The organism is Neisseria dumasiana (assembly GCF_022870885.1).
Lineage (GTDB): Bacteria > Pseudomonadota > Gammaproteobacteria > Burkholderiales > Neisseriaceae > Neisseria > Neisseria dumasiana.
This window is the reverse complement of the sequence record NZ_CP091509.1, coordinates 2022577-2047546: the sequence shown is the minus strand read 5'-3', so window position 1 is coordinate 2047546 and position 24970 is coordinate 2022577. Positions and strand designations below refer to the sequence as shown.

The window sequence follows — 24970 nt, the reverse complement described above, 5'->3', positions numbered from 1 at the left end:
AGAAAAAGCCCTGAGTGTTCGGGGCTTTTTCGTGTCTGCTTGGCATGTTGCATAAGCGGCCGAAACAATAATATTTTGTTATGTCGGGCTTTCCCGATCCTCTCAATATTTCTAAAAAACTTAAATCGAGATGTTCCAGCACATTATGTTATAGTTTTGTTTTGAAACATACTTTTAATGAAGGAGGGTATCGGCTATGAATGAAAATGAAATCAATGCAGTTCGGCGGCTGGCGGAGCAGGGTTATGCGGAAGCGCAGTTTATGTTGGGATTTTGTTATAGACAAGGTTTGGGTGTTGAGCAAAGTGATAGCAAAGCGGTAGAGTGGTGTGAACGGGCTGCGGAGCAAGGTCATGCAGATGCTCAACTGCTATTGGGAATGAGCTATGCCGATGGTTTGGGTATTGGGCAAAGCGACAGTAAAGCGGTGGAATGGTTTGAAAAGTCTGCAGAGCAGGGTAATGCTTGTGCCCAGTTTAATTTAGGTGTGTTTTACGCCAAAGGTTTATTTGGCGTTGAACAAAGTAATAGCAAAGCGGTGGAGTGGTATAAGCGGGCTGCGGAACAAGGTTATACAAAAGCTCAATTGGCGTTGGGAATGAAGTGATGTTTAAGGTTGCCGTCTGAAAAGCTTTTTTCAGACGGCCTTATTCATTGCCGCCTTAATAAAAGTTGACGGCTTTTAATTCACAGCCCCATCGCATGCTTGATCAAGCGGTTTTTAACGGCAGGCACGGCGTTGACCAGATTCAGGCCGGTGTTGCGCAGCCAGGGCAGGGCGGGGAGGTGTTGTTCGTTGAACAGATGAAACAGGCCGTCGCAGCCGAGCTGCATGGTGCGGACGGGTTCCAAACGGTTGCGGGCGTATTGTTTCAAAAGCTGGTGTGCGCCGACATCGGGTGCGTTGCGGCTGAGGCGGGCAAATTCGATTACGTCGCCGAAGCCGAGGTTCACGCCCTGCCCGGCGAGGGGATGGATGGTGTGCGCGGCGTCGCCCATGAGTAGGACGCGTTGGGCTACGGTGGATTCGGGGCGGCGCAGGATTAAATCGAAAGCGAAGGCGGGGGAGAGCGGTGAGAGTTGGCCGAGTACGTTTTCGCCTTGCGCGGTAACGGCGGCGGCTAGGTCTTCGGGGTTGAGGCCGGTGAGTTTTTCCGGCTCGTGTGTGCTCCAAACGATGGAGATTTTTTTGTCGGGGAGCGGCAGGTAGGCAAGGACGTCGCCGTTTTTGAACCATTGGAAGGCGGTGCTGTGGTGGTCTTGTTCGGTGTGGAAGTTGGCAACTACGCCGTGCTGGCGGTAGGGGTCTTCTTTAACGGTGATGCCTGCTTGTCGGCGTACCCACGAGTTGGCGCCGTCTGCACCGATAATCAGTTTGGCTTGGAGCGTTTCTCCGTTTGCGAGGGTGAGTGAGGCCGTCTGAATATCGGTTTCAAGCTTTTCGGCGGCTTCGGTAATCACGGGTATTTCTAAGGTGCGGATTTGCTGCCACAGGCCGGCGAGCAGCCAGCGGTTTTCGGCGATGCAGGTGAGGTGCGGTGCGTCGATGTCGGAGGCTTTGAACTCGATGCGGCCGCCGTTGTCGCCGCGTACGTCCATACGTGAAACGGGCTGGATACGGTTTTTAGACGGCCAAGCGTTGAGCGATTGGAGTAGTTTTTGGTTGGCGGGGCTGATGGCGTAGATGCGGGCATCCCAGCCGTTTTCGAGTTTGGCGAAATCGGTTTGGGGAGGGCGGATTTCCAGCAGGGCAACATCCCGCCCTTGCTGTTTGAGGGCGACTGCGGCGGCGGCACCGACCAGCCCGCCGCCGATAATCAGGATTTCGTGGTTCATCTTTAAAGCAGTTCCGTTAGGGTTTGGCGGGATTATACCTGTTTCAGACGGCCTTTTATATTTGAGGCCGTCTGAAAACTTATTGCACAGGGCTTGGTCTATATGCAGCCGGAAAGACAGCCGGATTTGGCGAACGGCATAACATTTTGGGTTATGATTCACGCGGGTTGCATCAAACTGCTTTTTACTCCGGCAGGACTAAATAGACACCGATAACCGCAGTCGGTAGAATTGATGCCGTCTGAAAATAAGGGAAACCATGAATATTCTGATTTGTAATGACGACGGCTATCTTTCTCCGGGCATCGCCATACTTGCGCGTGTGGCCGCAGAATTTGCCAACGTGCGCGTGGTTGCGCCGGAGCGCGACCGCAGCGGGGTCAGCAATTCGCTTACGCTCGACCGCCCCTTGCGTATCCGAGAGGCCGACAACGGCTTTTATTATGTGAGCGGCACGCCGACCGACTGCATTCATCTGGCTTTGCATGCTTTGCCTGAGTTTCAGCCCGATTTGGTGCTTTCCGGCATCAACAACGGAGCCAACATGGGCGACGACACGTTATATTCCGGCACGGTGGCCGCAGCAACCGAGGCTTATTTGTTGGGTATTCCTGCGGTTGCATTTTCTTTAAACGATTTCAGCGGACGCTATTGGGAAACCGCCGAAAGAGCCGCTTGGATTATGTTGGAACACTTGCTGAAAAATCCGCCCAAACAGCCGATTTTATGGAATGTGAACATTCCTGCCGTTGCACCCGAAGATATCCAAGGCTGCAAAATCACCCGTTTGGGCAAGCGGCATCATGTGCAAAGCATCGTGCCGGCACGCAACCCTCGCGGAGAATCGGTTTACTGGATCGGCCCGATAGGCGACATTTCCGACCGCAACGGAGGCACCGATTTTGCCGAAAGCGAAGCCGGCTACATTACCGTTACGCCGTTGCAGATTGATTTGACCGATTACGAAAAAATGGACCAAGTGGCAGATTTCTGGCAGGGAGTGATGCCGTAATGCAGGGAAACTGGACAGGCTTTGAAAACCGCCGCCGCCGTATGATAGAGCGTTTGGCGAGAATGGGCATAGGCACGCGGGTTTTACAGGCAATGGATAGTGTGCCGCGCCATCTTTTTGTTGAAGAAGCCCTGCAAACCCGCGCTTATGATGAAATGTCGCTGCCCTTAGGTTTGGGGCAGACCATTTCCCAGCCTTATACCGTGGCCAAGATGACGGAGCTGCTGTTGGGCGGTTCATCGCAAAATATGCGGCGCGTACTCGAAATCGGCACGGGGTGCGGCTATCAGACGGCTGTTTTGCTGGCGTTAGACCTGCCGGAAATCTATTCGGTGGAGCGTCTCCGCCCCTTGCACGAACGTGCCAAGCAGCATTTGCGCGCGGCCGGATTGTTGGCCAAAGCCCGTACAGTGTGCGGCGACGGTTACTTGGGTTTGCCCGAAGTCGCCCCGTTCGACGGCATATTGGTTACGGCCGCGCCCGCAGAAATCCCGCTGGCGCTTTTGCAGCAGCTTGCCGTCGGCGGGCGTATGGTATTGCCGCTCGACGAGGGCGGCGTGCAGTATTTGTGGCTGATTGAAAAAACGCCGCAGGGATACCGTGAAACCTGCGTACAAGAAGCCAACTTTGTACCGCTGGTCAGCGGTATGGATACTTAAATCGTAAAGACTTGAGAGCAGGGCATAATTTGTTTTATGATATGCCGCGATTCAAAATACAGACAGAAGGTAGAAGATATGTTGAAAAAAACCGCATTCCGCACCGGTTCGGCAGCTTTAATTTTAATGTTGGGTGCTTGTTCATGGCTCCAACAGCCCGCAGCACCCGTAGTATCGGGTACTGCGGGTTCCGCTTCCGCCGGAGCAGGGCAGACCAATCCATACGGTGCAACACCTTACGACCCGAATGCGGCAGGAACGGGCGCAGCTCCCGCTCCTTACACACCGCCCGCAGCAGTACAAACCCAAGCTGCGGGCGGCGGTGCATACATACCTTCCAATGCGCCTGTTGATATTAACGCCGCCACCCACACGGTTGTGCGCGGGGATACGGTTTACAATATCTCCAAGCGTTACCAAATCACCCAAGACAATCTGCGTGCATGGAACAATTTGGCCGACAACACCATCAGCGTAGGCCAAGTTTTGCGTGTTAAACCGGCAGGCTACACGGCTCCGGCGGCAACGGCATCGGCCAAACCTCAAACACCCGCTCCCGTTGTATCCAGCACCTCTTCTCCGCGTCCGCAAATTTCAGAGCCGGCCAGAACGCCCACCGTTTCCACCGGCAGCATCCGCACTGTATCAGGCGTTACATGGCAGCGTCCGACCGCCGGAAACATCATCACCCAGTTCGGCGGCAGCAGCAAAGGTGTGGACATCGCAGGTTCTGCGGGGCAGGCGGTGGTATCTGCCGCCGACGGTAAAGTGGTTTATGCCGGCTCGGGTTTGCGCGGTTACGGTAACTTGGTTATCGTTCAGCACAATCAGACTTTCTTGACGGCTTACGGCCACAACCAAAACCTGCTGGTTAAAGAAGGACAAACCGTCAAACGCGGTCAAACCATTGCCCGTATGGGTAGCAGCGATGCAGACCGCACCAAGCTGCATTTTGAAGTCCGTCAAAACGGCAAGCCTGTGAATCCTACTCAGTTTGTGGCGTTTTAAGGTTGAGCTGAGTCAGATTTGACATTCAAGGCCGTCTGAACATTTTCAGACGGCCTTTGCCTATATTGTCTGTGCCGCTATATTTTTCCGGTATTTTTAAAATAATCACTATAATACTGAACCAACCCCAACCGTATCCGTGGGGAAAAAACGCAAAAAACAGAAAAACATAAAAGAGAGCAGAGAAGCAACATGGATATAGCAAATATCAAAAATATCAACAAACATCTAAAGATGCCTCACAATATCCGCAGCCTGTGGAAGCCGGTGCTGGCCGTTTTAGTGGTTTTGGTTTTGGCATACAGTTTTTGGTATAGCGGGCCGTGGCTGAAATTGTGTTACGGGTTGGCTCTCTTTCTTTTCGGTATGCAGTGTATTGAAGAAGGCTTGCGCAATGCGGCAGGAGGAACGTTGGAAAAGCTGATGGCTAAAAGCACTTCCACTCCGGCTAAGGGTTTGTTTTTCGGTATCGGTGCCACCTTTATTCTTCAGTCGAGCACGCTGGTGTCGTTGCTGACGATTGCGTTTTTAAGCACGGGTTTGATTACCTTGACGGGCGGTATAGCCGTTATTTTGGGTACCAACTTGGGGGCAACGAGCGGTATCTGGCTGTTGGCTTTGGCAGGGCAGAGTATCAGTTTGAGTCCGGTTGCTGTGCCTATGCTGGTATTCGGTATTCTCGCAGGGTTTTTAAATGCAAAAACCAAAACCATCGGTCGGGTTTTGGTGGGCATTGCGTTGATATTTTTGGGTATCGATGCCATTAAAGACGGCTTTAACGCATTGGGGGGGCAAGTTGATTTGTCGGCCATCAAAGCCGGCGGAGTGATGGAAATCGCGGTATTCAGTGCCATCGGTTTGTTGTTGACCATTGTGTTGCAGTCTTCCCATGCAACGCTGATTCTTACTTTGGCGGCATTGTCGGCAGGTCAAATCACAGTGGCACAAGGTTTCGCCATTGCCATCGGTTCTAATGTGGGCAGCAGCGTTTCTACTGCTTTTGTGGGTATGCTCGGCAGCGACCGCAGCGGTCAGCGGCTGGCATTGGCGCATTTGTTGTTTAACGTGGTAACGGCGGTGTTGTCGTTGTTGCTGTGGCTGCCGCTAACCAAATTCGTTACCTTGCTGGCAGAATGGACAGGCATGGGCAGCCTGCTTCAATTGGCTTTGTTTCATACATTGTTTAACGGCTTAGGCTTGGCGGTATTTTGGAAGGTGCAAAACCGTTTGGCAGACCAATTGATGAAATGGCTGCCGGAAAAAGCCGAAACTTCGTCTTATTTCTTACCGGAAGATAACCGTACGCCGGTGCGTGCGCTTTATTTGGGCCACAACATGCTGCGCTCGGGCGATACGGCATTGCGTGCGGTATTTAAAGAAATAGGCCATCTGAATGCGGTGAGCTTGGAGGTTATCTGCCATGCTTTATTTGTGCCGGTAAGCAAATTGTATGAAGAAGATTGGGATGCCGAGCAAGACCTTGCCATTCCCCGCGGACCCCTTCATTTGGATGCTCAAGCTTATTACGAATCCCAAATCAAACCGCTTTACAGCGAATTGCTGGATTTCACCAGTAAAATCGACATCGAGGGCGAAGAGCAAAACCAAGAGTTGGCTACCGCGCATATGGCAGCGTTTCAAATGGTAGAAATCGTTAAAGAAAGCAAGCACCTGCAAAAAAATATGCAGCGTTATCTGCAAGAGCCGGATTCTGCCGCAGCCCGAGACTATGTGCGCTTGCGAAAACATGTGTTCAAAACTTTGGTTCTGTTCCGCCAAATTACCGCCTTACCCGTGCAGAGTGAAAAATGGTTCGAACAAGTGGCGTCGTTGGCCAAACATATCGATTCGCTCGAAACATTCAGGGGAAGAACATTGGTTAAACTGCGCAACAAACAGATCAGCGGTTGGGAAGCCTCTTCCCTTATGAACGATATCAATTATGCACGGCGCATCGGTTGGGGCGTTCAGGAAATCATCAATACCGCAGACTTGGATTTCTCTCATAAAGCAACCGCACGAGCGGCGGCTTAACGCCGTTGCCGATGGGTAGGACGAGCCGCGCGTTTTCATGTATAGCCGGTCAACTTAAAAATAGTACGCTTGTCATACTCGGGCTTGACCTGAGTATGACGAAACCGTTATCCAAATAAGTGGTTTGGCTTTATAGCTTGCAAATAATCCCTTTGCGGGCTAGCCGACAATACGGCTTAGCATAAAGGCCGTCTGAAAATATAGATTCCTATGGATTTTTCTGATTTTGCTTTTTCTTCGCAAGCGGCTGCACCGTCAAATAAGCTGGTGCAGCATGTCAATGCGGTTTGGCCCGAATCTTTCAAAGCAGGAACAATTATCGAAGTGGCTTTGAGCGGCGGCGTAGATTCCGTAGTGCTGCTGCATGTTTTGAATGCCTTGCGCGAACAACGGGGCATTGTTTTGAAAGCCGTTCATGTTCACCACGGCTTAAACGAACAAGCCGACGAGTGGGCAGATTTCTGCCGCACATACTGCATCTCTTTAGGCGTGCCGCTTCGAGTGGAGCATGTAACAGTCAAACCCAACAGCCGTTTAGGGATTGAAGGCGAAGCGCGTAAACAGCGTTACCGCGTGTTTTCAGACGGCCTCAATAAAGTGGTGGCATTGGCTCATCATCAAAACGACCAAGTGGAAACCTTCATGCTGGCGGCCTTGCGCGGGGGCGGTTTGCGGGCGTTATCGGCAATGCCTGCTTTGCGGGCGTTAAGTGCCGATGTGCACATCTGGCGGCCTTTGTTGGCTATCCCGCGTGCCGCATTAGAACAATATGCTTTAGAAAACGGCTTGAACCATATAGAAGACGGCAGCAATGAAGATTCTGCGTTTTTGAGAAACTGGCTGCGGAATGAAGCTTTACCTGTGTGGCGGCAGAGAATACCGAATATCGACAGGCATATCATCGGCAGCATTCAATCTTTGCAGAACGAATTGGCAGTATTAAACGAAATTGTAGAACAAGATTATGCCGCTGTTTGCGAGAACGGCTTGTTTGATATCGAACGCTGGAAACTGTTGAGCAAGCCGCGGCGTTTCCAGCAACTGCTTCACCATGCAAAGCTCAATGATTTGGGGATTCCGCGTTCGGAAAGTGTAGAAAACTTCTCCCGTATATTGGAAGCCGCAGAAAATCCCGTAGGCGAGTGGTCGTTACCTAAAGGAAAAATGTATGCCTACCGGCAACGCTTGTTTGCCTGCCCAAACGGGTGGGAGCAAGCGTTTCCTTGGCTGAGAAACGAAGAATCCGATAAAGGCCATCTGAAAGATATTCTCTTAAAAAACGGTTTTACTCTTGATAGCCGTTTGTTTGGAATATGTGAAGAAATGTTGGAAGAGAGTTGTGTGATTCGCGCTGCAAATACCGATGATGTTATCGAGCTTGCCGTTGGTCGTAAAAATGTTTGGAAAATTTTACAAGAATACAAAGTGCCGCCATTTGTAAGAAGGTATTGGCCGATTGTTACCGACAGTCAAAACCGTTGCATAGCTATTGCCAATATTCTGGTAAGCGTTCATTATGGCTGCCGAAACGGCTCTATGGTCGTCTTTAGCAAATTTAATCAGTTCGTTTTGGAACCAAAGCAAAGGTAAAGTGTCACAGTATTGCAATGCACGCTTTGCCTTTTCTGTGTTGGTTATTTGATTATAAGGGTTTAAGTATGAATGATCGGAAAATCGATCAGGCACTGGTAGAGCGGGCGCAAAAAGGCGAACACCGGGCGTTTGAGCTGCTGGTGTCTAAATACCAACGCCGTTTGAACAGACTGCTCTCACGTTTCATCAAAGACGAGCACGAAGTCAACGACGTTGCACAAGAAGCCCTCATAAAAGCCTACAGGGCATTGCCGAACTTTCGCGGAGAAAGTGCATTTTATACATGGCTTTACCGCATCGGCATCAATACAGCCAAAAACTTTTTGGCAACTTCCGGAAAGCGGCCTTTCGTCAGCACGGATGTTGCCAATGATGAAGGGGATGTTCTCGATTTAGCCAATCAGCTCGCTGATGATCACACACCTGAAGCCGAGATGATGAATCGGGAAATATTAGAAACTGTAGAAGCAGCAATTACCAAGTTGCCGGACGATTTACGGAGAGCCATTTCTCTCAGAGAAATGGACGGCTTGTCTTACGAGGAAATTGCTCAGATTATGGACTGTCCCATCGGTACCGTTCGCTCGCGGATATTCAGAGCACGCGAGGTAATCGCTAAAGATTTAAGGCCGTTGTTGGATACGTCTGAGGACCAAAGGTGGTAATAAAATGAACCAAAACAAAGACTATGAATTTGTCTCTGCCGCCATGGATGATGACAGTTTGTCAGATGAAATGCTTGACAAACTGCTGTCAGATGACGAAGCACGGCAAAAGTGGCGTGAATTTCACATCATTCGCGACTGCATGCAACGTGCCCAGCCAAGCTTGGAGACAGATGCACAATTCATTAAAGAGGAATGTTCTGCGGCAATCAAACAATTGGCTGCTGCAAAACAACAAACACAAGCTCAAACTACCGTACAGATTACAGGCAGTCAGGAACGCCGCAGAGCGGCAAACTGTATGTTTGGTGGCTTTGCAGTAGCGGCGAGTGTGCTGGCCGTAGCCGTGGGAGTATGGCAGTTCTTTCCTTCGGGAAATGAAGAAGGCTCAGGTATGGCTACCGAGCAAGTGGCTCCCAAGCCGGAGCAGGCTGATATCGTTTCGGTTGGCGGGAATGTGAAACAATCCAACACCGATGCGGTTGCCAATGCAGAAGCGCAGGGTGCCGTGGTTCCGAATGCAGCCCGCTCTAACCAAATTGAAGCCGTTGAAAGTAAGGCGGTAAGAGTAGAAAAAATCCAACAGGAGCATACAGCCAGCGAAGTGAAGTAAACTTGCAATATTCTCAAGTTAGATTTTTTCTTTATATTAAAGAAGAGGCCGTCTGAAAAAATCAGACGGCCTTTGTATTGATCTCAGCTTATTTGTTTGAATGTAGCTGTTTGGCCGCTTCAATTGCATAATAAGTCAAGATGCCGTCGGCACCGGCACGTTTGAAAGCCAGCAAACTTTCTAAAATAACTTTGTTGCCGTCAAGCCAGCCATTTTGAATAGCCGCTTGCAGCATGGCATATTCCCCGGAAACTTGATACGCGAAAGTAGGCACGCCAAATTCATCCTTAACCCTTCTGATGATATCCAGATAAGGAAGACCGGGTTTTACCATAACCATATCGGCACCTTCTTCAATATCCAAAAAAACTTCATGCAATGCCTCGTTAGAATTTGCCGGATCCATTTGATAAGTTGACTTGTCGGCTTTTCCTAAGTTGGCAGAACTGCCGACGGCATCCCGAAAAGGGCCATAGAACGCAGAAGCATATTTGGCCGAATAGGTCATAATGCGTGTATGTATATGACCGGCATCTTCCAAAGCTTCGCGGATCGCACCAATGCGGCCGTCCATCATGTCCGAAGGAGCCACAACTTGAGCCCCTGCATCGGCATGGCAAAGCGCCTGTTTAATCAACACTTCTATCGTTTCATCGTTAAGCACATAACCTTCTTTGTCAATTAATCCGTCTTGACCGTGAATGGTGTAAGGATCAAGCGCTACATCGGTCATGATGCCTAATTCGGGAAAAGTTTCGCGTAGTTTTCTGACGGCGGTGGGTACTAAACCTTCCGGGTTGTAGGCCTCTTCAGCTGTTTCTGTTTTATTGTTCGTTACAACCGGGAAAAGTGCGAGCATGGGGATGTCCAGCCGAACAGCCTCTTCCGCTGTATATAGCAGTTTATCTATGCTTTGCCTTCTTACGCCCGGCATTGATACAACATTTTCCTCTTGGTTCACCCCTTCTAAAATAAAAACCGGATAAATTAAATCATGGGCAGTTAAAGAGTGTTCCCGCATCAGTTTTCGCGAGAATTCGTCTTTGCGCATACGTCGCATTCTAATAGAAGGAGTAGTTCTGTTGGAAAAATTCATAATTTTATACCTTTGATTTATTTGATACTTTATTTTAATTGAGAAATAGATGAATGAACGAACGGCTGATCGTCAATATTAAATTACTCAAAATTATAGGAACAATAGTTAGTAAACGGAAATGATGGTCAGGTAAAGATTTTTTATAAATATGAAATCGAATATTTCTGGTTGGTTATTAATTCAGGTAACAAACTTTGTATAAATTACAAAATAAAAACCGATAAGAAACATCGGGATGGGTGATTTGGTGCGAATAATTGCATTTTTGGTGTTGACGGGTTGGGTTTGGGGTGTGTATAGTTCGGTTTCTTCGCTGCTGAGACGGCGGATTTAAGTTCTTTAACAACACAGATTACCGATAAGTGTGAGTGTCTTAGGCCTCACACTGCGACAAAAACAGACGAGACAAGATTATATCATTGTCAGTCGGTTTCTTTGAAGCAGACCAGAAGTTAAAAGTTAGAGATTGAACATAAGAGTTTGATCCTGGCTCAGATTGAACGCTGGCGGCATGCTTTACACATGCAAGTCGGACGGCAGCACAGAGAAGCTTGCTTCTTGGGTGGCGAGTGGCGAACGGGTGAGTAACGCATCGGAACGTACCGAGTAGTGGGGGATAACTGTCCGAAAGGATGGCTAATACCGCATACGCTTTGAGAAGGAAAGCGGGGGATCTTCGGACCTCGCGCTATTCGAGCGGCCGATGTCTGATTAGCTAGTTGGTGGGGTAAAGGCCTACCAAGGCGACGATCAGTAGCGGGTCTGAGAGGATGATCCGCCACACTGGGACTGAGACACGGCCCAGACTCCTACGGGAGGCAGCAGTGGGGAATTTTGGACAATGGGCGCAAGCCTGATCCAGCCATGCCGCGTGTCTGAAGAAGGCCTTCGGGTTGTAAAGGACTTTTGTCAGGGAAGAAAAGCTTGAGGCTAATACCCTTGAGTGATGACGGTACCTGAAGAATAAGCACCGGCTAACTACGTGCCAGCAGCCGCGGTAATACGTAGGGTGCGAGCGTTAATCGGAATTACTGGGCGTAAAGCGGGCGCAGACGGTTACTTAAGTCAGATGTGAAATCCCCGGGCTCAACCTGGGAACTGCGTTTGAAACTGGGTAGCTAGAGTATGTCAGAGGGGGGTAGAATTCCACGTGTAGCAGTGAAATGCGTAGAGATGTGGAGGAATACCGATGGCGAAGGCAGCCCCCTGGGATAATACTGACGTTCATGCCCGAAAGCGTGGGTAGCAAACAGGATTAGATACCCTGGTAGTCCACGCCCTAAACGATGTCAATTAGCTGTTGGGGCACTTGATGCCTTAGTAGCGTAGCTAACGCGTGAAATTGACCGCCTGGGGAGTACGGTCGCAAGATTAAAACTCAAAGGAATTGACGGGGACCCGCACAAGCGGTGGATGATGTGGATTAATTCGATGCAACGCGAAGAACCTTACCTGGTCTTGACATGTACGGAATCCTCCAGAGACGGAGGAGTGCCTTCGGGAGCCGTAACACAGGTGCTGCATGGCTGTCGTCAGCTCGTGTCGTGAGATGTTGGGTTAAGTCCCGCAACGAGCGCAACCCTTGTCATTAGTTGCCATCATTAAGTTGGGCACTCTAATGAGACTGCCGGTGACAAGCCGGAGGAAGGTGGGGATGACGTCAAGTCCTCATGGCCCTTATGACCAGGGCTTCACACGTCATACAATGGTCGGTACAGAGGGTAGCCAAGCCGCGAGGTGGAGCCAATCCCACAAAACCGATCGTAGTCCGGATTGCACTCTGCAACTCGAGTGCATGAAGTCGGAATCGCTAGTAATCGCAGGTCAGCATACTGCGGTGAATACGTTCCCGGGTCTTGTACACACCGCCCGTCACACCATGGGAGTGGGGGATACCAGAAGTAGGTAGGGTAACCGCAAGGAGCCCGCTTACCACGGTATGCTTCATGACTGGGGTGAAGTCGTAACAAGGTAGCCGTAGGGGAACCTGCGGCTGGATCACCTCCTTTCTAGAGAAGAAGAGGTCGCGGGCACTCACACTTATCGGTAAACTGTGAAATTAAAGATGCGTTAGAATTTTTGCATGCTTGAAGTTTGGGTGTGCAAAGACAAGAGGCCTTGGGTTTGTAGCTCAGCTGGTTAGAGCACACGCTTGATAAGCGTGGGGTCGGAGGTTCAAGTCCTCCCAGACCCACCAGACATTCTCAAAGCGAAAGTAATCGGTATCGATACTTGGTTAAGAGTATGGGGGCATAGCTCAGTTGGTAGAGCACCTGCTTTGCAAGCAGGGGGTCATCGGTTCGATCCCGTTTGCCTCCACCAAAACTACGCCAAAAGGACTTTACAAATTAAAGTAAGCTGCTAGAATGCGCAGCTCGTTTTAATTTGCAAAGTTTAACCGTAAGCGGATAAACAGACGCATTGATCTTTAACAAATTGGAAAGCCGAAATCAACAAACAAAGACAATGTCGGCTTACCGTAACAGGTAAGCCACAGTATTTGGGTGATGATTGTATCGACCGGACTGTGAAACACAAAAGGCACAGTTCGGTACACAACAAGCAGTAAGCTTTGTCAGAGTAGAGTCTTCAAGTTGCGTAGGTAGTCAACGCCGAAACAACGAAGTCAGAGAGGTTCTTGAAATGATAGAGTCAAGTGAATAAGTGCATCAGGTGGATGCCTTGGCGATGATAGGCGACGAAGGACGTGTAAGCCTGCGAAAAGCATCGGGGAGCTGGCAATAAAGCTATGATCCGGTGATGTCCGAATGGGGAAACCCACCGTATTAATACGGTATCCTAAACTGAATACATAGGTTTAGAGAAGCGAACCCGGAGAACTGAACCATCTAAGTACCCGGAGGAAAAGAAATCAACCGAGATTCCGTAAGTAGTGGCGAGCGAACGCGGAGGAGCCTGTATATGATAGCTGTTGAGATAGAAGAACAAGCTGGGAAGCTTGGCCATAGTGGGTGACAGCCCCGTATTCGAAATTTCATCAGTGGTACTAGGTATACGACAAGTAGGGCGGGACACGTGGAATCCTGTCTGAATATGGGGGGACCATCCTCCAAGGCTAAATACTCATCATCGACCGATAGTGAACCAGTACCGTGAGGGAAAGGCGAAAAGAACCCCGGGAGGGGAGTGAAATAGAACCTGAAACCTGATGCATACAAACAGTGGGAGCCTATTAATTGGGTGACTGCGTACCTTTTGTATAATGGGTCAACGACTTACATTCAGTAGCGAGCTTAACCGGATAGGGGAGGCGTAGGGAAACCGAGTCTTAATAGGGCGATGAGTTGCTGGGTGTAGACCCGAAACCGAGTGATCTATCCATGGCCAGGATGAAGGTGCCGTAACAGGTACTGGAGGTCCGAACCCACGCATGTTGCAAAATGCGGGGATGAGCTGTGGATAGGGGTGAAAGGCTAAACAAACTCGGAGATAGCTGGTTCTCCCCGAAAACTATTTAGGTAGTGCCTCATGTATCACTTCCGGGGGTAAAGCACTGTTATGGCTAGGGGGTCATTGCGACTTACCAACCCATGGCAAACTAAGAATACCGGAAAGTGCAATCATGGGAGACAGACAGCGGGTGCTAACGTCCGTTGTCGAGAGGGAAACAACCCAGACCGCCAGCTAAGGTCCCAAATGACAGATTAAGTGGTAAACGAAGTGGGAAGGCCCAGACAGCCAGGATGTTGGCTTAGAAGCAGCCATCATTTAAAGAAAGCGTAATAGCTCACTGGTCGAGTCGTCCTGCGCGGAAGATGTAACGGGGCTCAAATCTGTAACCGAAGCTGCGGATGCACTTAGTGCATGGTAGGGGAGCGTTCTGTAGGCCGATGAAGGTGACTTGAGAAGGTTGCTGGAGGTATCAGAAGTGCGAATGTTGACATGAGTAGCGATAAAGCGGGTGAAAAGCCCGCTCGCCGAAAGCCCAAGGTTTCCTACGCAACGTTCATCGGCGTAGGGTGAGTCGGCCCCTAAGGCGAGGCAGAAATGCGTAGTCGATGGGAAACGGGTTAATATTCCCGTACTTGATTCAAATGCGATGTGGGGACGGAGAAGGTTAGGTTAGCAAGCTGTTGGAATAGCTTGTTTAAGCCGGTAGGTGGAAGACTTAGGCAAATCCGGGTCTTTTTTAACACCGAGAAGTGATGACGATTGTCTACGGACAAGAAGTAACCGATACCACGCTTCCAGGAAAAGCCACTAAGCTTCAGTTTGAATCGAACCGTACCGCAAACCGACACAGGTGGGCAGGATGAGAATTCTAAGGCGCTTGAGAGAACTCGGGAGAAGGAACTCGGCAAATTGATACCGTAACTTCGGGAGAAGGTATGCCCTTTGATGTGAAAGACTTGCTCTGTAAGCATTGGAGGGTCGCAGAGAATCGGTGGCTGCGACTGTTTATTAAAAACACAGCACTCTGCTAACACGAAAGTGGACGTATAGGGTGTGACGCCTGCCCGGTGCTGGAAGGTTAATTGAAGATGTGCAAGCATCGGATCGAAGCCCCAGTAAACGGCGGCCGTAACTATAACGGTCCTAAGGTAGCGAAATTCCTTGTCGGGTAAGTTCCGACCCGCACGAATGGCGTAACGATGGCCACACTGTCTCCTCCCGAGACTCAGCGAAGTTGAAATGGTTGTGAAGATGCAATCTCCCCGCTGCTAGACGGAAAGACCCCGTGAACCTTTACTGTAGCTTTGCATTGGACTTTGAAGTCACTTGTGTAGGATAGGTGGGAGGCTTAGAAGCAGAGACGCCAGTTTCTGTGGAGCCGTCCTTGAAATACCACCCTGGTGGCTTTGAGGTTCTAACCCAGGTCCGTTATCCGGATCGGGGACCGTGCATGGTAGGCAGTTTGACTGGGGCGGTCTCCTCCCAAAGAGTAACGGAGGAGTTCGAAGGTTACCTAGGTCCGGTCGGAAATCGGACTGATAGTGCAATGGCAAAAGGTAGCTTAACTGCGAGACCGACAAGTCGAGCAGGTGCGAAAGCAGGACATAGTGATCCGGTGGTTCTGTATGGAAGGGCCATCGCTCAACGGATAAAAGGTACTCCGGGGATAACAGGCTGATTCCGCCCAAGAGTTCATATCGACGGCGGAGTTTGGCACCTCGATGTCGGCTCATCACATCCTGGGGCTGTAGTCGGTCCCAAGGGTATGGCTGTTCGCCATTTAAAGTGGTACGTGAGCTGGGTTTAAAACGTCGTGAGACAGTTTGGTCCCTATCTGCAGTGGGCGTTGGAAGTTTGACGGGGGCTGCTCCTAGTACGAGAGGACCGGAGTGGACGAACCTCTGGTGTACCGGTTGTGACGCCAGTCGCATCGCCGGGTAGCTAAGTTCGGAAGAGATAAGCGCTGAAAGCATCTAAGCGCGAAACTCGCCTGAAGATGAGACTTCCCTTGCGGTTTAACCGCACTAAAGAGTCGTTCGAGACCAGGACGTTGATAGGTCGGGTGTGGAAGCGCAGCAATGCGTGAAGCTAACCGATACTAATTGCTCGTGAGGCTTGACTCTATCATTTGAAGAACTTTGAAAGACGTGTTCTCAAAAATAAAGCTTACATCAGTCTTGAAGACGATACACATCACAGTTGATTGAATAATAAGCGGAAGAGTTCTTCCCTAACGGCTTTCCCGATTTGTACAGTTTACGTCTGGCGGCCATAGCGAGTTGGTCCCACGCCTTCCCATCCCGAACAGGACCGTGAAACGACTCAGCGCCGATGATAGTGTGGATACCCATGTGAAAGTAGGTCACTGCCAGACACTTATTCCGAACCCCTGATATTGCATATATCAGGGGTTTTTTGCTGGCTCGGGGGAAGGCTTGTTTGCCGCACATATGGTTTTACAGGCATAGGGCAAAAAAAGGTTTATTTGCGGTAGTGTTCCGTCTCGTGATGAAAGGGGATGTTGCCCGGTTGCGACAATATCCGGCATCTGTATTGTTACTTTGGTTATTAGTATTTGAAGGGTCGGGCTAATCTGTTTATGATGGTTGGCCGCCCACAAAGGTGCTGCAAAATCTGCGGCAACGGACGGGGCGTTTCAAACACATTCGGAATAAGGAGCATTATTGTGAAAACATATATGAAACGATTTTACGCAGGGGTATCGGCTATGTTGTTGTCGGCGCTGTCGCTGGCGGCGGTGAATATCAATACGGCAACGGAGGAGGAGTTGAAGGCTTTGCCGGGTATCGGCCCGTCGAAGGCGGCGGCGATTGTGGCCTACCGTCAGCATAATGGCCAGTTCAAGAGTGTGGACGATTTGAAGAACGTGAAGGGTATCGGCGAGGGTGTTTTAGCGAAGCTGCGCGATGAGGCGACGGTGAACGGTGGAGCCAAGAAGAAAACCGACAAAGCCGTTCCGGCAATTAAGGGTAAATAAGCACCGGGGACGGTGAAGCTCTGAAAACCCGTCTTCACCCAAACGGACGATAGGGCGGTCTTGCGGATGAAGACGGTAGCGGAAATCCTTTTGTTTGGGGAATATGGTGATGGTGTGCACCCTGAGACCTTTGCAAAACCCTCAAAAATCCTTTAAATTCCCACTCACATCAAACTCCGGGAATTTAGAGGATTTTGTTCATGAGCAGCTTTTTACACACCGACGCCCTCCACCACATCGAAAAACATCTCGACCGCTTCCCACTCATCAAACTCGACCGTATTCTTGACCGGACACCCATTGAACAATACCTCGCCGGCCGCAAAACCCGCTACGTGCGCGACAACGGCGGCCGTCCCGCTTATCCCCTGTTATCTATGTTCAAAGCCGTCCTGCTCGGCCAATGGCACAGCCTCTCCGACCCCGAACTCGAATACAGCCTCATCACCCGCATCGATTTCCAACTCTTCTGCCGCTTCGACGACTTCCGCATTCCCGACCACAGCACCCTTTGCCGTTTCCGCAACCGGCTGGCACAAGACAACACCTTGGCCGAACTACTGGATCTGATTAACCGCCAACTGACTGACAAGGGCTTAAAAGTAGAGAAAGCATCCGCCGCCATCGTTGACGCCACCATTATTCAGACGGCCGGCGGCAAACAGCGTCAGGCCATAGAAGTGGATGACGAAGGCGTTGTCTGTGGCGAAACCACTCCCGGCAAAGACCCGGATGCTGGGTGGATCAAAAAATACGGCCGCTTCCATCCGGGCTACAAACAACACACCCGCACCGATGCGGACGGCTATATCGAGAAACTGCACATCACCCCGGCCAATGCTCATGAGTGCAAACACCTGCTGCCATTACCGGCGGACATCGCAGAAGGCAGCACCGTCTATGCGGATAAAGGCTACGACAGCCGGGAGAACCGACAACATTTGGCAGCGTGCGGCTTGAAAGACGGCATCATGCAAAAAGCACACCGTGGCTGCCCGTTAAGTCAAGAGCAGAAAATCCGCAACGGCCGGCTGGCGAAAGTGCGCTATGTGGTGGAACAAAGCTTTGGTACGTTGCACCGCAAATTCCGCTATGGCCGGGCAGCCTAATTTTGGGTTGGGCAAAGTGAGGGCGCAAAGCCACCTGAAGGCGATGTGTGTGAACCTGTTGAAGGCGGCCAACAGGATAGGTGTGCCTGTTGCTGCCTGAACAGGCAGGCAGTGCCTCATAATGAGGCACTTTAAGGGGACTTTAGGAGTGGTTTGCCTGCTTTTTACGCAAAAACAGCCGGAACATGATGAAGAATGTTCCGGCTGTTTGTTGGCGTGGGGTTTTGCAAAGGTCTCAGGCCGTCTGATATTGAACTGCACTCCAAAAGTTGGACACCCCTCCAACTTAAAAAGGTGCAGTTTTCTTATGTCCAAATATACACCAGACTTCAAATACCGAGCCGTACTCCATTATCACCAAGTGCGCAGCCAACAGCGCACCGCAGAGCACCTCAACGTCTCGCGCACACACCTGCGCCGTTGGATAGCCGCCTATCGGCAAGGCGGCATCGCCGCACTGCAACACCCTCAGGCGCACTCCATGAAAACCAAACGCAAAAACCCGTTTATCGTCGACAAGCCCGACCATGAAAAAACCCAGGCAGAGCTGATTGAAGAACTGCGCTATATGCGTGCGGAGAACGACTACCTAAAGCACATGAAAGCCTTCAACGAAAAGGAAGAGAACGCCGCCAAAGCTGCGAAACCGTTCAAAAATTGAGGGCGAAACACCCGCTGAAATATCTACTGCACAGTGCCGGCATCCCCAAAAGCAGTTCCATTACCATATCGGCAAACCCGACCCCGATGCTGCGGCCAAAACCGCAGTGAGCGAAGTATACCGTCAACACAAAGGCCGCTACGGCCAACGGCGGATTGCCGCCGTATTGTCGTGGAACAAAAAGAAAGCCGGGCGCATTATGGGTTTATTGGGGTTGAAAGCCAAAGTCCGCAGCAAAAGAACCTGCCGCCCGCAGGCCATAGGGGAGGCTGCGGCAAACATTCTCAATCGTGAATTCAGTGCCGTCAAATCGCGAGATAAGTGGTTGACCGATGTGACCGAGTTTAAATGCACAGACGGCAAACTGTACTTATCGCCGATATTGGATGTGTTCAATCGCGAGATTGTGGCCCATTCTTTAAGCCGCAGAGCAAACGGTGACATGGTAACGCAAATGCTGGATAACGCATTCGGCCGTCTGAAAGGGGCAACACCGCTGCCGCATTCCGACCAAGGCGTACTGTATCGCACCGGTGCTTATCGGGCGAAATTGGCTGAGAACGGGATTGTGCAAAGCATGTCGCGCAAAGGCAACTGCCGGGACAATGCGCCGATGGAGAGTTTCTTCGGCACATTGAAAACGGAAAGCTTCTATGAAGAAGGTGGGCTATCGGTGGCAGAGCTGACAACGGTGATCAATGATTACATCCATTACTACAATCATGAACGTATTAGTTTAAACTTAAAAAAGCTGAGCCCTGTGGCCTACAGAACTCAGCTTGAAGAGGCTGTTTGAGAAACATTCTTAACTTGTCCAAGGATTGGGGGACAGTTCACTTTTTTTCAGACGGCCTTAGATTCTAATTTCAAGTGCAACACTCAGGTAGTAGTGGTTGGAACAGATTCAAGAATAAAACACTTGGCGTTTCATAGCCAAGTGTTTTTCTTGGCCGGTGGTTCAGCTCATCCTGAACCCTGCGTATTTCCCGCTCACTAATGTTGCGGAAATCCGTTTGTTTGGGGAAGTATTGGCGGATGAGTCCGTTGGTGTTTTCATTCAGCGCCTTTTCCCAAGAACGGTAAGGGCGGCAGAAATAAGTTTCCGCTGCCAATGCTTTGGCTATCCGGGTGTGGCGGTAGAATTCCTTGCCGTTATCCATGGTGATGGTGTGCACCCTGTCTTTATGCGCCCTCAGCGCCCGAATGACGGCATTGGCCGTATCTTGGGCTTTGAAGTTCTTCAATTTGCAGATAATGGTGTAGCGGGTAACCCGTTCGACCAGTGTCAATAATGCGCTTTTCTGATCTTTGCCGACGATGGTGTCGGCTTCCCAGTCGCCTATACGGGATTTTTCGTCGACGATGGCGGGTCGGTTTTCAATGCCTATGCGGTCGGGTACTTTGCCTCTGCTCCATGTGCTGCCGTAGCGTTTACGGTAGGATTTGCTGCATATTCTGAGATGCTGCCACAAAGTGCCGCCGTTGCTTTTGTCGTCGCGCAGATAGTTATAGACGGTGCTGTGGTGGAGTGTGATTTGGTGGTGTTTGTGCAAATAGGCGCACACTTGCTCGGGGCTGAGTTTGCGGCGGATGAGGGTAGCGATGTGTTGGATCAGCTGCGAATGGAGCTTATAGGGCTTTCTTTTGCGCTGCTTGGTAAGCCGGCTTTGCTGTTGGGCTTTTTTGGCACTGTATTGCTGCCCTTGCGGGCAGTGCCGTTTGATTTCGCGGCTGATGGTGCTTTTATGGCGGTTAAGCCGTTTGGCGATTTCGCTGATGCTGTGGTGGCGGGACAGGTATTGGATGTGGTATCGTTCGTCTTGGGTCAGTTGTGTGTAGCTCATATGCAATCTTTCTTGCAGGAAAGGCCGTATGCTACCGCATACTGGCCTTTTTCTGTTGTGGAAAGTTGCACTTCAAATTTGAATCCGCTGGCTTCTGTTTAACATGTATCAATATTGTTCTGACTATTCCCCGTAATAAGCCTTAGTCAAGATTTCTTCCATATCGGCCACCATCGGCAGGCGCGGATTGGCCGGAGAACATTGGTCTTCGTAAGCCATCATCGCCAACTCTTTGCGGGCAGCCATAAAGGCTTTCTCATCAATACCTTGTTCTTTAAACGACATATTGATGCCCACTTTGCGTGCCAACTCATCGCAGGCTTTGGCGAAAGATTCCACGCCTTCGGCCGGAGTGCTGCAAGGAAAGCCGAGGGTACGGGCGATTTCTTGGTATTTCACGTCGGCTTTATAGTGGTTGTATTTCGGCCAAGTGGCGGTTTTTTGCGGACGCGTACCGTTGTAACGGATCACATGCGGCATCAGAATCGCGTTGGTACGGCCGTGCGGCGTGTGGAATTTGCCGCCGATTTTGTGTGCCAATGAGTGGTTCATACCCAAGAACGCGTTGGCAAAAGCCATACCCGCAATGGTCGAGGCATTGTGCATGCGCTCGCGGGCTTCGGGGTCTTTGGCACCGTATTTGTAGGAACGCTCCAAGAATTCGAACACCAGCTTGATGGCTTGCAATGCCAAACCGTCGGTAAAGTCGTTAGCCAACACGGAAACATAGGCTTCTACGGCGTGGGTCAATACGTCCAAACCGGTGTCGGCAGTAACGTGCGCGGGCACGGTCATGGTAAACGCGGGGTCTACGATGGCAATGGTCGGAGTGAGCGAGTAGTCGGCAATCGGGTATTTTTTGTCGCCGTCGCTGATTACGGTAAACGGAGTAACTTCCGAACCGGTGCCCGAAGTTGTCGGAATACCGATAAACTTGGCTTTACGGCCCAATTCGGGGAAGCGGAAGGCGCGTTTGCGGATGTCCATGAATTTTTGCACCAAATCTTCAAATTCGACTTGGGGTTGCTCGTAAAAGAGCCACATGGCTTTGGCCGCGTCCATAGCCGAACCGCCGCCCAGCGCGATAATGGTATCGGGCTGGAAACTGCGCATCAGATCGGTGCCTTTGTATACGGTTTGTACGCTGGGATCCGGCTCGACATCGGTAAACAACTGTACGGTTACTTTATTTTTACGTAAGTGCAATTGATGGGTTACTTTATCGACAAAACCCAAATCCACCATAGAGCGGTCGGTAACAATCATCACTTTTTCGCACTCTTTCATATCTTGCAGATATTGGATGGAGTCGCGTTCAAAATAAATTTTGGCGGGCACTTTAAACCATTGCATGTTGTTTCTCCGACGGCCTATTTTTTTGATGTTCAACAGATTGACGGCGCTGACGTTGTTGCCGACCGAGTTTTTGCCGTAAGAGCCGCAACCGAGCGTCAGAGAGGGCAGGAAAGCGTTGTACACGTCGCCGATGCCACCGAAAGTCGAAGGAGAATTCCAAATAACGCGGATGGCTTTCACGCGCGCGCCGAATTCTTTAACCAAATCCCTGTCGGCCGTGTGAATGGCGGCGGAGTGGCCCAAACCGTCGAATTCCACCATTTGTTCGGAAAGTTTCAAGCCTTCTTCGCTACTGGTTGCTTTCAAAAGAGCCAGCACGGGAGAAAGTTTTTCGCGGGTGAGCGGTTCTTTGGGGCCCACTTCGCGGCATTCCGCCATCAGGATATTGGTTTTTTCAGGCACGCTGAAACCGGCTTGCTCGGCAATCCATGCGGCGGATTTGCCTACCACGGCGGAGTTCAATTTGGCCAAGCTGCAATTTTTACTGTCGGCTTTCACACCGAAAATAAAGTCTTCCAACAGCGCTTTTTCTTTTTTGTTGACAACATAAACGCCGTAAGACTTCATCTCGGCAACCAGCTCGTCGTAAATTTCCTTATCTGCGATTACCGCCTGTTCGCTGGCACAAATCATGCCGTGATCAAACGCTTTCGACATCACGATATCGTGCGCCGCCTGCTTGATATCGGCGGATTTTTCCACATAAGCCGGCACATTGCCCGCCCCCACGCCGAGTGCGGGTTTGCCGCACGAATAAGCCGCTTCCACCATCGCATTGCCGCCGGTGGCCAAAATGGTGGCGATACCGGGGTGCTTCATCAAGGCGCTGGTGCCTTCCATCGACGGTTTTTCAATCCATTGGATACAGTTTTCAGGCGCGCCCGCCGCCACCGCCGCATCACGCACGATTTGCGCCGCATGTGCGGAACATTGTTGGGCGGAAGGGTGGAAAGAGAATACGACCGGATTGCGGGTTTTCAACGCAATCAAGGCTTTGAAAATAGTGGTGGAAGTAGGATTGGTCGTCGGCACGATACCGCACACCACACCAACCGGATCGGCGATTTCGGTAATACCCGTTACATCGTCTTCGCTGATGACTCCCACGGTTTTCAAATCGCGCAGGCGGCGCACTACGTTTTCGCAGGCAAACAGGTTTTTAGTGGCTTTGTCTTCAAATATTCCGCGGCCGGTTTCTTCCACCGCATGCCTGGCAAGCTCGCCGTGTTTGGCCAACGCCGCAATCGATGCTTTGGCAACGATATAATCGATTTGTTCTTGATTTAATGCACGAAATGCATCTAATGCAACCAATCCTTTTTCAACCAGGCTGTTTACCTCGGCAACAGCAGGGCTGACATTGTTCTCGGCAGATACGTTCATGTGCTTCTCCAGACAGACAAGTAATAAATTTTCTATGAGTTGATTATAGGTAGTTTTATTACATTAATTTTTGACCCAAGTCATAAAGAAACTATTTCGTTGGATATGTTGCTCTAAAAATCACATTCCGTTAGATATAACGTATTAAAAATACTCATTAATATATATTTGTGTTTTTATCAAAGCCATTGATTTTTATTGGTTGCTAAATTGATTCCGGTTAACTGTGAAAGAGATTTTTAAAAAGAACGTGTTCGATTGGTGTGTATTTATGTTTGTAAAATTACATAAAAAAGCTGATGCGAAAATTGTTTGTATTTTTAATAAATATTTATTTAAATCAATTATATTTTCTTGAAATTGAAATGACTTTCAGATTGTTTGGTGAAATTTAAAGAAACTAAATTACATTTATGGGGCAGTTGGATTCAATTTATACTTGCTGTAAAAGCCATTGTTGTTGATAGTGAGCAAGTTAAAAGATAATAAATTTGTCGCGCAGATTTTGATTTGGGCCGTCTGAAACTTCGATAATTTAAGAAGAGATTGAGATGGTGCCAAAGTATGATGGTATATAGTTAATCCACTTAACTTTTACTACGGTGCTCCTGCACCTTAGCTCAAAGAGAACGATTGTGTAAGCCGCTTAAGCGGCGACAGAATCGGCTTCGTAATACCTGTACCGTCTGCGGCTTGCTGCCTTGTATTAAAATTGAGTTGATTGACTAGAGATTGTATCGGACTGCCGAAATGAAGTGAAACGTAGCGGTTTCCCAAAATGCGCATGCCGATATTCAAATAAACTATAGTGTGGTAACAGCAATTGAAAGCTTAAATAATGATGAATCAGCCTAAAATCGTATTTTTTGATATAGATGACACCCTATACCGTAAATACACCGATACCCTTAGAGTTTCCGTGCGGGAAGCCGTTATTGCATTGAAAAAACGCGGTATTTTAACGGCTATTGCAACAGGCCGCCCTTATGCTGCGATTCCGGCTAAGGTTCGCCGGCTTGCCGAAGATGCCGGAATGGATTTATTGCTGACCATTAATGGCCAGTTTATACGCTACCGTGGCGAAGTTATCGATAAATGTCCTCTGGATACCGATATTGTCGAGCAGCTTTGCCGATATTTTGACCGGCACGGCATTGCTTATGCTTTTGTGGCCAACGATAACATAGCGGTATCTGCTCTGACTCCTGTGGTGGAAGAGACCATGAAGCATATATTTGCCGCACCGGTAGTTGATCCGTTCTTTTTTCGCAAACATGAAATTTTTCAAATGCTGGCATTTTATGATGCTGCCCGCGAACAGGAAATGGCCGATATAGCCGCCGGCTACGGCTACAAAACCGTTCGCTGGCACGAACAAGCCGTCGATATTTTGAACGCAGGAGGCTCGAAAGCCCGCGGCATCGGCAAAGCTGTTGCCAAGCTGGGCATTGAGATGAAAGACGTAATGGCATTCGGCGACGGTTTGAACGACATCGAAATGATGAAAGCCGTGGGTTTCGGCGTTGCGATGGGTAACGGCCATCCGGACTTAAAAGCCGTTGCCGACTATGTTTGCCCGACAGTAGAGGAAGACGGTGTGTATAACGGGTTGAAAGCATTAGGCGTGATTGAATAAGGCTTGCTCATCAATCTCTGTTATATAGGCATTAGAGGCCGTCTGAAAAC

General features: G+C 49.9%; 16 protein-coding genes, 2 tRNA genes, 3 rRNA genes and 1 pseudogene. 18 read left to right on the top strand and 4 right to left on the bottom strand.

Going from position 1 to position 24970, the window contains the following annotated elements:
• Positions 1–196: 196 nt before the first annotated feature.
• Positions 197–607 (top strand): tetratricopeptide repeat protein, encoded by a 411-nt coding sequence (locus LVJ88_RS09580; RefSeq protein WP_085418923.1) that lies wholly within the window; start codon positions 197–199, stop codon positions 605–607.
• Between the two features lie 80 nt (positions 608–687).
• Here LVJ88_RS09580 and LVJ88_RS09575 read toward each other — a convergent pair whose 3' ends face one another.
• Positions 688–1836, bottom strand: a complete 1149-nt coding sequence (locus tag LVJ88_RS09575; RefSeq protein WP_085418922.1) for an FAD-dependent monooxygenase — start codon at positions 1834–1836, stop codon at positions 688–690.
• A gap of 259 nt (positions 1837–2095) precedes the next feature.
• Here LVJ88_RS09575 and surE point away from each other — a divergent pair, with 259 nt between their 5' ends.
• From surE to LVJ88_RS09540, 7 genes are all read left to right on the top strand, one after another.
• Positions 2096–2848, top strand: a complete 753-nt coding sequence (gene surE, locus LVJ88_RS09570; RefSeq protein WP_054600522.1) for a 5'/3'-nucleotidase SurE — start codon at positions 2096–2098, stop codon at positions 2846–2848.
• Positions 2848–3507: a protein-L-isoaspartate(D-aspartate) O-methyltransferase gene (locus LVJ88_RS09565; RefSeq protein WP_085418921.1), complete on the top strand. Its 660-nt coding sequence runs from the start codon at positions 2848–2850 to the stop codon at positions 3505–3507. Before surE ends, LVJ88_RS09565 begins: the two co-directional genes overlap by 1 nt.
• A 78-nt stretch (positions 3508–3585) precedes the next feature.
• On the top strand, positions 3586–4515 hold the full coding sequence (locus tag LVJ88_RS09560; RefSeq protein ID WP_085357004.1) for a peptidoglycan DD-metalloendopeptidase family protein: 930 nt from the start codon (positions 3586–3588) through the stop codon (positions 4513–4515).
• 234 nt (positions 4516–4749) lie between these two features.
• Positions 4750–6549 (top strand): Na/Pi cotransporter family protein, encoded by a 1800-nt coding sequence (locus LVJ88_RS09555; RefSeq protein ID WP_416171760.1) that lies wholly within the window; start codon positions 4750–4752, stop codon positions 6547–6549.
• A gap of 210 nt (positions 6550–6759) precedes the next feature.
• Positions 6760–8139: a tRNA lysidine(34) synthetase TilS gene (gene tilS, locus LVJ88_RS09550; RefSeq protein ID WP_085418920.1), complete on the top strand. Its 1380-nt coding sequence runs from the start codon at positions 6760–6762 to the stop codon at positions 8137–8139.
• 68 nt (positions 8140–8207) lie between these two features.
• Positions 8208–8807, top strand: a complete 600-nt coding sequence (gene rpoE, locus LVJ88_RS09545; RefSeq protein ID WP_054600531.1) for an RNA polymerase sigma factor RpoE — start codon at positions 8208–8210, stop codon at positions 8805–8807.
• A gap of 4 nt (positions 8808–8811) precedes the next feature.
• Positions 8812–9420 (top strand): sigma-E factor negative regulatory protein, encoded by a 609-nt coding sequence (locus tag LVJ88_RS09540; RefSeq protein WP_085418919.1) that lies wholly within the window; start codon positions 8812–8814, stop codon positions 9418–9420.
• 88 nt (positions 9421–9508) lie between these two features.
• Here LVJ88_RS09540 and hemB read toward each other — a convergent pair whose 3' ends face one another.
• Positions 9509–10516 carry a porphobilinogen synthase gene (gene hemB / locus LVJ88_RS09535; protein ID WP_085418918.1) on the bottom strand — a complete coding sequence of 336 codons (1008 nt, stop codon included), beginning with the start codon at positions 10514–10516 and terminating at the stop codon, positions 9509–9511.
• Between the two features lie 471 nt (positions 10517–10987).
• Between hemB and LVJ88_RS09530 the strand changes: the two genes are divergently transcribed.
• From LVJ88_RS09530 to LVJ88_RS09490, 9 genes and pseudogenes are all read left to right on the top strand, one after another.
• Positions 10988–12528: ribosomal RNA gene (locus LVJ88_RS09530) — 16S ribosomal RNA — on the top strand.
• A gap of 111 nt (positions 12529–12639) precedes the next feature.
• Positions 12640–12716: transfer RNA gene (locus LVJ88_RS09525), tRNA-Ile, on the top strand.
• 49 nt (positions 12717–12765) lie between these two features.
• A tRNA-Ala gene (locus tag LVJ88_RS09520) sits at positions 12766–12841 on the top strand.
• 328 nt (positions 12842–13169) lie between these two features.
• Positions 13170–16056, top strand: a 23S ribosomal RNA gene (locus tag LVJ88_RS09515).
• A 138-nt stretch (positions 16057–16194) separates the two neighbouring features.
• Positions 16195–16307 (top strand): 5S ribosomal RNA (gene rrf / locus LVJ88_RS09510).
• Together the 16S, 23S and 5S rRNA genes with 2 tRNA genes alongside form the textbook arrangement of a ribosomal RNA operon.
• 324 nt (positions 16308–16631) lie before the next feature.
• The gene (locus LVJ88_RS09505) at positions 16632–16931 is read left to right on the top strand and encodes a ComEA family DNA-binding protein (RefSeq protein ID WP_085419017.1); all 300 of its coding nucleotides are present in this window, start codon (positions 16632–16634) and stop codon (positions 16929–16931) included.
• A 200-nt stretch (positions 16932–17131) separates the two neighbouring features.
• Positions 17132–18140 (top strand): annotated as a pseudogene (locus tag LVJ88_RS09500) (IS5 family transposase).
• A gap of 207 nt (positions 18141–18347) precedes the next feature.
• Positions 18348–18701 carry a helix-turn-helix domain-containing protein gene (locus LVJ88_RS09495; protein WP_085419041.1) on the top strand — a complete coding sequence of 118 codons (354 nt, stop codon included), beginning with the start codon at positions 18348–18350 and terminating at the stop codon, positions 18699–18701.
• A gap of 106 nt (positions 18702–18807) precedes the next feature.
• Positions 18808–19497, top strand: coding sequence for an IS3 family transposase (locus LVJ88_RS09490; RefSeq protein ID WP_085419048.1), 690 nt, complete (start codon positions 18808–18810; stop codon positions 19495–19497).
• Between the two features lie 70 nt (positions 19498–19567).
• On the opposite strand, the gene LVJ88_RS09485 is transcribed toward LVJ88_RS09490, so the two are convergent.
• Together LVJ88_RS09485 and adhE are read right to left on the bottom strand one after the other, a co-directional pair.
• Complete coding sequence (locus LVJ88_RS09485; protein WP_244694145.1) at positions 19568–20545, bottom strand: IS30 family transposase; 978 nt, start codon at positions 20543–20545, stop codon at positions 19568–19570.
• 123 nt (positions 20546–20668) lie between these two features.
• Entirely contained in the window at positions 20669–23284 is a 2616-nt protein-coding gene (gene adhE, locus LVJ88_RS09480; protein ID WP_085418884.1) for a bifunctional acetaldehyde-CoA/alcohol dehydrogenase, read from the bottom strand.
• A gap of 841 nt (positions 23285–24125) precedes the next feature.
• Between adhE and LVJ88_RS09475 the strand changes: the two genes are divergently transcribed.
• Entirely contained in the window at positions 24126–24920 is a 795-nt protein-coding gene (locus tag LVJ88_RS09475) for a Cof-type HAD-IIB family hydrolase (RefSeq protein WP_085357024.1), read from the top strand.
• Positions 24921–24970 lie beyond the last annotated feature (50 nt).

Excerpts from the sequence above, each read along its gene's own strand:
- LVJ88_RS09580 (WP_085418923.1), top strand. The coding sequence starts at position 197 with ATGAATGAAAATGAAATCAATGCAGTTCGGCGGCTGGCGGAGCAGGGT.
- LVJ88_RS09575 (WP_085418922.1), bottom strand. The coding sequence starts at position 1,836 with ATGAACCACGAAATCCTGATTATCGGCGGCGGGCTGGTCGGTGCCGCC.
- surE (WP_054600522.1), top strand. The coding sequence starts at position 2,096 with ATGAATATTCTGATTTGTAATGACGACGGCTATCTTTCTCCGGGCATC.
- LVJ88_RS09565 (WP_085418921.1), top strand. The coding sequence starts at position 2,848 with ATGCAGGGAAACTGGACAGGCTTTGAAAACCGCCGCCGCCGTATGATA.
- LVJ88_RS09560 (WP_085357004.1), top strand. The coding sequence starts at position 3,586 with ATGTTGAAAAAAACCGCATTCCGCACCGGTTCGGCAGCTTTAATTTTA.
- LVJ88_RS09555 (WP_416171760.1), top strand. The coding sequence starts at position 4,750 with ATGCCTCACAATATCCGCAGCCTGTGGAAGCCGGTGCTGGCCGTTTTA.
- tilS (WP_085418920.1), top strand. The coding sequence starts at position 6,760 with ATGGATTTTTCTGATTTTGCTTTTTCTTCGCAAGCGGCTGCACCGTCA.
- rpoE (WP_054600531.1), top strand. The coding sequence starts at position 8,208 with ATGAATGATCGGAAAATCGATCAGGCACTGGTAGAGCGGGCGCAAAAA.
- LVJ88_RS09540 (WP_085418919.1), top strand. The coding sequence starts at position 8,812 with ATGAACCAAAACAAAGACTATGAATTTGTCTCTGCCGCCATGGATGAT.
- hemB (WP_085418918.1), bottom strand. The coding sequence starts at position 10,516 with ATGAATTTTTCCAACAGAACTACTCCTTCTATTAGAATGCGACGTATG.
- LVJ88_RS09505 (WP_085419017.1), top strand. The coding sequence starts at position 16,632 with ATGAAACGATTTTACGCAGGGGTATCGGCTATGTTGTTGTCGGCGCTG.
- LVJ88_RS09495 (WP_085419041.1), top strand. The coding sequence starts at position 18,348 with ATGTCCAAATATACACCAGACTTCAAATACCGAGCCGTACTCCATTAT.
- LVJ88_RS09485 (WP_244694145.1), bottom strand. The coding sequence starts at position 20,545 with ATGAGCTACACACAACTGACCCAAGACGAACGATACCACATCCAATAC.
- adhE (WP_085418884.1), bottom strand. The coding sequence starts at position 23,284 with ATGAACGTATCTGCCGAGAACAATGTCAGCCCTGCTGTTGCCGAGGTA.
- LVJ88_RS09475 (WP_085357024.1), top strand. The coding sequence starts at position 24,126 with ATGAATCAGCCTAAAATCGTATTTTTTGATATAGATGACACCCTATAC.